Here is a 7,307-nt window from a genome sequence, read left to right on the forward strand (position 1 = left end):
CCCACACCCCTCAGTGTGAATGGTCCACCACCCAGGGTACCGCGATTAAGAAGCCCTTAACAGCAGAAGTCCTCACGCCGTAGGGAGGGTTCTCGCCTCAGTGGCGAACCTTCGGCTTCGGCACAAGGCCTCGCCTTTCAGAATACATCTACTCGGAGGACTGTTTAGACTGCAGTATAATAAAGATAACTACAGCTGCGGTGCGGTGCAGTAGCGGGTCGGGCCAGCTGCCGGGAAAGAACGTGTAAGCCGCTCTCCGTGCCGTACTAGGTTCTTCAGACAAACGACCCTGCTTCCTCGACTCCCGCTCTATCTCTACAACCGTCGTATCCTATGGGGGACCATTCACACCGAGGGGTGGGGGTGTCACCATCCCATCAACGTCTGGAGTTCCGGCGTCGAGTTGATCAGTCCAGTTCGTGTACTCTCGACGTCTCCTTGGAGCGAATACGACCTGAACTTCCCCTGATCTCCGCCCTCCTTCTTTTTCGATTCGAGAACTCCTGTCGTCACGTGCTTGTTCAGAAGCTCAAGTGCACGATTGTACCCCTTGGGTTCTACTTCGACGTCCCGTGCTACTGTTTGGTAAACCTCGTGAATCTCTGACGTCCGGAACCATTCTTTCTCCGGGTTATTCCGGTCAAGACGTGTGAGAGCAAACAGGAGTAATTTCCCGGACAACGGAGTCCCTTTCACCATCTCCATAAAGAGCTCAACTTCGACGAGTTCGTCAGCTTCGAGAACGTGATTCGCGGTCACGATATTATCGCCTTCTTCGTCGGCGATCTCGCCCGCATTCCGGAACAATCGGACTGCCCGTCGAGCGTCACCGTGTTCTTCAGCTGCGAGTTCAGCTGTGGTTGGAATCACCTCCTCATCGAGGACACCGTCGTAAAACGCGTCCCGTCGATTTTCGAGGATTGCAATGAGCTGGTCTTCTTCGTACGGTGTGAACGTTCGGTGTTCTGGCTGGAGAGTCGATTGAACCCGTGACTCAATTTCGCCTTTGAATTCGATGTCGTTCGAAATCCCAATTGTAACGACTGGGAAGTCAACGTCGTCTTTTGATTGTGTTCGTGATAGCGTGTAGAGGACCTCGTTGACTTCTCCGTGCTTGTCGATTTCATCGATGATGACGACGAGGCCGCCAGAAAACTCCCGCTGAACAACGGGCCACAATTTCTGGTCGCGATAATGCTCGGCTGAGAGGCCCTGATAGGGGACATCAAGCGGGTTCTCTGCTTTCGCGTTCACCTGCTCTGCGATCTTCCGGAAGGTGGAGGTATACGTAGAGATGGGGTCCGGGTTAATGTAGGCGGTAACGATCGGGGAGTCCGTTCCCGCAGTTGCTGCTTCGAGCCGCTCGCAGACGTGTCTTGCAACTAGTGTCTTCCCCGTCCCGGTTTCACCCCACTCCAGGACGTTATCCGGGACGCTGTTTGTCCGCATCTTTCGGAGATTCTTGGCCAAGAACGTGATATGGTCGTCTCGTCCGACGATTCGATTGGCGTCAGGGACGTTATCGATCTCGAGCAACCACGGTTTCTCAAAGATATCCGATTCGTCTTCGCTATCCCCCTCGTCGACATTTAATATCTCGTCGACGGTGGTTTGTGTGGAATCGTTATTTGGCATGGGCGGACCAATTCGCCCCATTCACATATAGGTTGTCCACCCTCGGTGTGATTGATTTGCCTCCATTCACACTCCGGGGGGTGTTCCAGAGAGCAGGACCCCCCAGAGTGTGAATGGGATTGACCTCGTCGCCCACTTGTGGTTTTGCTCGCATCAAGTGACTCTGAGCCTACTCATCCGTTCCGGGCCGCTGTGAACTCCGTCAGCTCCATCTCTCGTGTCTCTGCGAGTCTCCGTCGAATGTCTGTACGATTCCACCCGAGCGGCAACAGCACGCTCTCGACAGCTCGGACCAACTGCGTCTCGTAGTACGAGGCGTCGTAGGTCTCGATCTCCTCGTGGGCGAGGGCGACCCGGTCTCGCGAGGATTTCTCGTCGTCGACGACCACGTACTCGATATCCTGGCCCGGGTGGACTGCCAGTTCCTGCTCGCGGGCTCGCTTCAAGGCGGCCACGTTCTGGGTATTCTGTGAGTAGCCTTCCAGGGGCTTCGAGACACGGTTCCGCTCGACGAGCCGCTCCACTGCTACGTTGCCCGCCTGCAGTTCGTCGATAGCTCGTTCGAGCCGTCCGAGCACTGCGTCCGGTGACCGCGTGGTATCGAGCCGGTCGAGACAATCCCGCTGGACGTCCTCGATGAACGGCGGGGTCGAACGCTGTCGGGCTTCGATACCTCTGATTTTGAAGTCGTCGCCGCCGGCGACCTTCCCGAAGTATTTCGTCAACGCACCAGCGTCGCTCTCGCGCTGCGGGACGAACGCCACCCAGTCGTAGTGGGCTTCGTGTTCGAGCCGAATCTCGACCTCTTCCGTGATTGCCGTCGCGAGCATCTCGAGGTCCTCGCGGTCCACGTCGTCGACGTCAGGGTCCGGCGTCACCCAGATGGAGTCAACGATGCCGTGGACGACGCGCCAGCCGCCGGCTTCCAGCCGCTGTTTCGCCGTCAGCAGAATTTCGCGAGCGAACGCGTTGATTGCCTCGTGGCACTCGATGCGGCCGAACTTCGCGTTGCTGAACCCCTGATAGCCGAAGCAGGCGACGAGGATCCACTTCAGCGCTCCCGACCGTCCCTCGAGTTCCGCCAGTCGGTCCTCGTCGGGGTCGTCCCGTTCCTTCTCGCGACGGATGGCCGCCTTGATCTCGTCGCGCGCGTCGATGATCGGCTGTAGCACGTCGACGAGGTAGCCCCGGTCGTCGCAGATCGAGTATCCGAGGCCGGGGACGTCGTCGCGGTCGCTGTGGCAGCTACACCGGATGACGTCCGGCGAGACGTTCCGGGTACAGATGATGTTCGGATACAACGAGGAGAAGTCGAGTTCGTGGACGTTCTCGTGGAGGCCGACCTCGGGTGCGAAGATGAAGCCGCCGCGGTCGGCATCGTGGAGCGTCCCCATCGACTTGTAGAACTCGTGGCGCCAGGAGTTCCACGGGACGAGGACGCCGCGGTCGTTGGCCTCACAGATTTGGATCGCCGTGAGGACGTTCCCGATTGACGCCCACGCGAGCTCCTGGACGGGCTTGTTCGAGCGCGACACGAGGTCGAGGACGCCCTCGAGGTTCGTCTCCCCGTAGAAGAACGTGTTCGATTCGTCGATGATCGCCCGGCCGGGCACGTTGTACCGTGCCGGCGAGTGGCCGACGCGACCGTAGCTCGAGTACGTCGACCGGCTCGCGAGCTGCTGGTAGTCGACGTCCGGCCACCGACTCAACGAGAAGTCGTCGACGCCGGCGTCCGTCGCCATCTCGTACAGCGTCGGGACGATCTCGCTCGTCGAACAGACCAAGACGTCCGGATCGTGTGCGTCGAGCGCCTCTTGGACGGCGGTCAGGATATCCGTCGGCGAGCCGGTGACGGTGTCGCCGGCGACGGACAGCTCCCCATAGACGTCGTTGCTCGTTTCGGTCACCGGGACGCTGAGCCGGAGCGTCGACAGCTCGCTCGCCGGCGTCGGATCGGCGCCGGTCTCCAGACAGTATCGGAACTCTCGCGAAAAGTCGACGTTGAAACAGGCGAGATCTCCGACTGGATAGTCCGACAGCTGACGCGCTTGCCGGGCGAGTGGAGTGACGCGGTTGATGTGGACGACGTCGACGGCGAGGACGGCCTCCTCGTCTCGTCGAAAGCCGGGGCGTCGCGTAACCATCTCGGTCGCGACGACGTCCGGGTGCTGGTCGTACACTGACTGGAGTATCGTGAGGTCGAGGTCGGCATCAGGGTCGCGAGCGGCGACGTAGAAGCGTGGGGTGTAGTCATCGCGCTCGGTCGCGACGGCGCCGTCGGCGGTTGCCTCCCACTCCAGGACGCGGCCGTCGTCCAGAAAGTCGATACTGAACGGCATCGTCACGGGTTCGCGTCCGGTGGGGCGCTCTCTTGGTCATCGCGTGCTGCGACCGCGGCTTCGAGCTCCTCGAGGCGCTCTTCGTGGTCGTCGAGGCGGGACTCCTGTTCGAGATCGATGCTGAGCAGCGCCGGCAGCAGCGGATTCTGGTGGTTCAACAGCCCGCTCGCGTCGGCGTGCTCGCGGGCGTACTCGAACAGCCGGTCGAAGTGCGGCTGGTCGCGACGCCGCAGTGCCCGGCGGAACTCACCCCACCGCTCTTCGATTGCCCGCAGCGCATCTCGGTAGGTTGGGTTCGTACGCCCCATCGCTATCGTCCTCCTGCCCCGGTTGCGGTCCACGCATCGAGCAAGGGGTCCGCAGTGGCCGCCACCGTCTCACCGTCAGCGGTGACGCCCGTCCCGACACCTTCCGGGGTCGGCGTCGACGGCGCCGGCGTCGTCGATTCCACGCCGACCTGCGTGGCGCGTGCCGCAAGCAGCTGTCGCCAGTACGCGAACGTCGTCTGGTAGTACGCGCCGTCGTCGACGGGATAGACGAGCGTCTCGAAGTCTTTGCCGACGACCCGTGGCCCCATCCGAGTCTGCTCGCACTCCAGGTGGTGGTCGGCGACCGTCGCGACTGACTCGGTGAATTCGTTTCGTTCGTTTCGCGTAACGAGCACCGGGATGTCGTACCCATCGGCGTAGGTCGCCAACCGGGCGAGAGTTCGGGCCTGGAGGGTTTTTGCGTGGGTCTCGCCAAGGGTATCGTCGGCGCGGTACTGGGCGTCGACGGCCGGCGCGACGATGAGGGCGGGGGTGTGGAGCGACGTGTTCTCGTCACGACTTGGCGCCCCTCGACCGGCCGCCCCGGCATCGGCGGTGGATGTCTGGATTACCTTATTCACCGCTGACGGGAGATCACAGACGGCGCCGTAGTGCTGGTAGGCGGTGAATCCGCGGGCGACGTGAATTCGGTTGAGCAACCGTTGACTGGGCGCGATCTGGGCGAGTGTCGTCGTCGTCGTCGCGTGACCATTTGCGTCGACCCAGAAGGCGGGCCCGTCGTGCAGGAGGAGATGGTCGAGTACGAGCGACTGCAGGATCGGGACGCCGCGGCCTCCCTCGACGTCGAGCAGCGTGATGCCGTCGCCGAGTGACGGCAACAACATCTCGTCCGTAGTCGGATCGGCCTGGTCAGCAAGGGACCGATTGCGGTCAGCGCCCCGTGTCGGCTGGTCCACCGCCAATCGGTTCGACATCGAGTGTTCTCCCATACTCGATTAGTTGTCTGCGTTCCGGATAAGCCGCGGCGTGTCGCTTCCGCGTTTCAGGAAACTCGATGTGATCCCCTCCAATCCCGGTACAGTCCCGAGTAGTCTCCGTTAGGATCCTGTTTCCGAGAATAGTTCCTGAATCGAGCGTACTTCGTGTTAACCAACACCCGGCCGTATTGACGGCGGTGTGTTGGTTAAACCTACCCAGCTGCAGTCTCGAGCCTGACTGCTCGGAATGTTAATGCTCAACGCCACGTTGGAAGAGGTGCTCTATGAGCTATCCACGAACCCACGTCGACCACCGAAACCCCGACCACCACGAGTCAATGCACCCAACCCGAAATATCGTGAACGCCCACGTTGTTGCCGGGGAATTCCTCACTTCGCGGTACCACGAGGCGCTTCAAACTGTTCTCCATCCCCTCGGCGAGTCTCTGGACACCAAAGACCAACATGCGCTCAACGACCTTGGCATTGTCCATGCTAATGGTTCCTTGAACGAGCTTTCCCCTATCGTTCGCACATACATCAAACTCGATGAGTATTGGACACGCACCCATCGTACTGCGCTCAACGAACTATTTGCTGATCGACGTGCTCACGTCCTGAGTTGCTGTACGCGGTTCCTTTCTGAGTTCCCTCGACACACTCTTGAAGCCGAATCTGGCCGTTCCGGAACTGCGCTGGATACTACCCTTGCTCCGCTTCTCGAGTGCGGATTTCTCTCGCACACAGATGATGAGAAAACCTCATACTCTGTTGATGAACACCACGCGCTATATCGACCGACTGAACGGCTCTTCGACGCACTTCTTGAACAAGCAGCTGTTCTCTGTGAGCTTCTGCCGCCGACCGAGCTCTAATCGACGATTCAGAGCCGTTCACATTTCCAGATACGTTGAAGACTCTCCCGGCCGGACCCGGATGTATGTGTGGCCGGAACTCGCTCTTCATCGACCAAGTAGACCTCGAGGCCCGCTTCGAAGCCGAGGTCGTCGCGGACGGCGGGTACACCCCCCGATACAACATCGCACCTGGCGACGACCTCCACATCATCACAAACGAGGCTTCCGACGAGATCGACGCCTACCACTGGGGGTTGATTCCGTTCTGGGCGGACGAACCCGAGGAGGGCATCATCAACGCTCGTTCCGAGACTGCCGACGAGAAACGCGTCTTCGAGCGGGCGTGGGAATCACGCCCCTGCCTCGTCCCCTCGTCAGGGTTCTACGAATGGAAATCACCGAACGGCGGGTCGAAGCAGCCCTTCCGGATTTACCGGGAGGACGACCCCGCATTCGCGATGGCCGGGCTCTGGGACGTCTGGGAAGGCGACGACGAGGAGATCTCGTGCGTCACGATTCTCACGACGGAGCCGAACGACCTGATGAACTCAATCCACGACCGGATGCCGGTCGTCCTCCCGAAGGACGCTGAGTCCGACTGGCTCGCCGCAGACCCGGACACCCGCAAGGAACTGTGCCAGCCGTACCCGAAGGACGATCTGGACGCCTACGAGATTTCGACGCGGGTCAACAACCCCGGCAACGACGATCCCCAGGTCATCGAGCCACTGGACCACGAGCAATCGGGCCTCGGCGAATTCAGTTCCTGATAGCTGACGGGGTCACGGTTACTGCATCGGCGACGCCGCCGCTGAATCGACGAGCGAGTACTCTCGGTCCCGACTCGTCCCTTCCGCCTCGAGGAGGTTGTACTGCTCCATCTTCGAGAGGTACGTACGGATAGTCCGCTTCGTCCGTGGGTCATCGACGTCCTCGGAGTAGCGTTCGTGGATCTCGCTCGGCCCGACCGGGCCGTGCTCCCGAACGATGTCGTAGACGACGCGCTGGTGCGGCGTGAGTGAATCGAGGCTCTTCTGCTTGATTTGGGCCCGAGCATCCTCGGCAGCGTCCAGGAGAATGTCGTCGGTGATGCGTTCGTGGTTCTCGCGATCAGCCTTGCCGGCGGCCGTTCGAAGGATGCCGATTGCGAGGCGGGCGTCGCCGGCGGCCGCGTCGGCGATGCGATAGAGTTGGTCGTCGGTGATGACGTCCTCATCGAGTCCCCACTTT

Annotated in this window: 7 protein-coding genes; 2 read left to right on the forward strand and 5 right to left on the reverse strand. The window is 60.8% G+C overall.

What is annotated here, in order from left to right; genetic code table 11:
• Positions 1-366 precede the first annotated feature (366 nt).
• The 4 genes from ACOZ4O_RS01035 to ACOZ4O_RS01050 form a co-directional block, all read right to left on the reverse strand.
• Positions 367-1,635 carry an orc1/cdc6 family replication initiation protein gene (locus ACOZ4O_RS01035; protein WP_424523503.1) on the reverse strand — a complete coding sequence of 423 codons (1,269 nt, stop codon included), beginning with the start codon at positions 1,633-1,635 and terminating at the stop codon, positions 367-369.
• 173 nt (positions 1,636-1,808) lie between these two features.
• Positions 1,809-3,974, reverse strand: coding sequence for a type B DNA-directed DNA polymerase (locus ACOZ4O_RS01040; RefSeq protein ID WP_424523504.1), 2,166 nt, complete (start codon positions 3,972-3,974; stop codon positions 1,809-1,811).
• Between the two features lie 2 nt (positions 3,975-3,976).
• Positions 3,977-4,282 carry a hypothetical protein gene (locus ACOZ4O_RS01045; protein WP_424523505.1) on the reverse strand — a complete coding sequence of 102 codons (306 nt, stop codon included), beginning with the start codon at positions 4,280-4,282 and terminating at the stop codon, positions 3,977-3,979.
• A gap of 2 nt (positions 4,283-4,284) precedes the next feature.
• Entirely contained in the window at positions 4,285-5,232 is a 948-nt protein-coding gene (locus ACOZ4O_RS01050) for a hypothetical protein (RefSeq protein ID WP_424523506.1), read from the reverse strand.
• Between the two features lie 272 nt (positions 5,233-5,504).
• On the opposite strand from ACOZ4O_RS01050, the gene ACOZ4O_RS01055 reads away from it, so the two are divergent.
• On the forward strand, positions 5,505-6,095 hold the full coding sequence (locus tag ACOZ4O_RS01055) for a hypothetical protein (RefSeq protein ID WP_424523507.1): 591 nt from the start codon (positions 5,505-5,507) through the stop codon (positions 6,093-6,095).
• A gap of 65 nt (positions 6,096-6,160) precedes the next feature.
• Positions 6,161-6,847, forward strand: coding sequence for an SOS response-associated peptidase (locus ACOZ4O_RS01060; RefSeq protein ID WP_424523508.1), 687 nt, complete (start codon positions 6,161-6,163; stop codon positions 6,845-6,847).
• 18 nt (positions 6,848-6,865) lie between these two features.
• Here the strand turns inward: ACOZ4O_RS01060 and ACOZ4O_RS01065 are convergent.
• The coding region (locus ACOZ4O_RS01065) for a BlaI/MecI/CopY family transcriptional regulator (RefSeq protein WP_424523509.1) at positions 6,866-7,307 on the reverse strand (442 nt) is incomplete at its 5' end.

Origin of the sequence: Salarchaeum japonicum (assembly GCF_049705945.1) — an archaeon.
GTDB classification, from domain to species: domain Archaea; phylum Halobacteriota; class Halobacteria; order Halobacteriales; family Halobacteriaceae; genus Salarchaeum; species Salarchaeum japonicum_A.

What these genes read in the sequence shown, in the direction of transcription:
- ACOZ4O_RS01050 (WP_424523506.1), bottom strand. Translation starts at nt 5,232, where the DNA reads ATGGGAGAACACTCGATGTCGAACCGATTGGCGGTGGACCAGCCGACA.
- ACOZ4O_RS01060 (WP_424523508.1), top strand. Translation starts at nt 6,161, where the DNA reads ATGTGTGGCCGGAACTCGCTCTTCATCGACCAAGTAGACCTCGAGGCC.
- ACOZ4O_RS01040 (WP_424523504.1), bottom strand. Translation starts at nt 3,974, where the DNA reads ATGCCGTTCAGTATCGACTTTCTGGACGACGGCCGCGTCCTGGAGTGG.
- ACOZ4O_RS01035 (WP_424523503.1), bottom strand. Translation starts at nt 1,635, where the DNA reads ATGCCAAATAACGATTCCACACAAACCACCGTCGACGAGATATTAAAT.
- ACOZ4O_RS01055 (WP_424523507.1), top strand. Translation starts at nt 5,505, where the DNA reads ATGAGCTATCCACGAACCCACGTCGACCACCGAAACCCCGACCACCAC.
- ACOZ4O_RS01045 (WP_424523505.1), bottom strand. Translation starts at nt 4,282, where the DNA reads ATGGGGCGTACGAACCCAACCTACCGAGATGCGCTGCGGGCAATCGAA.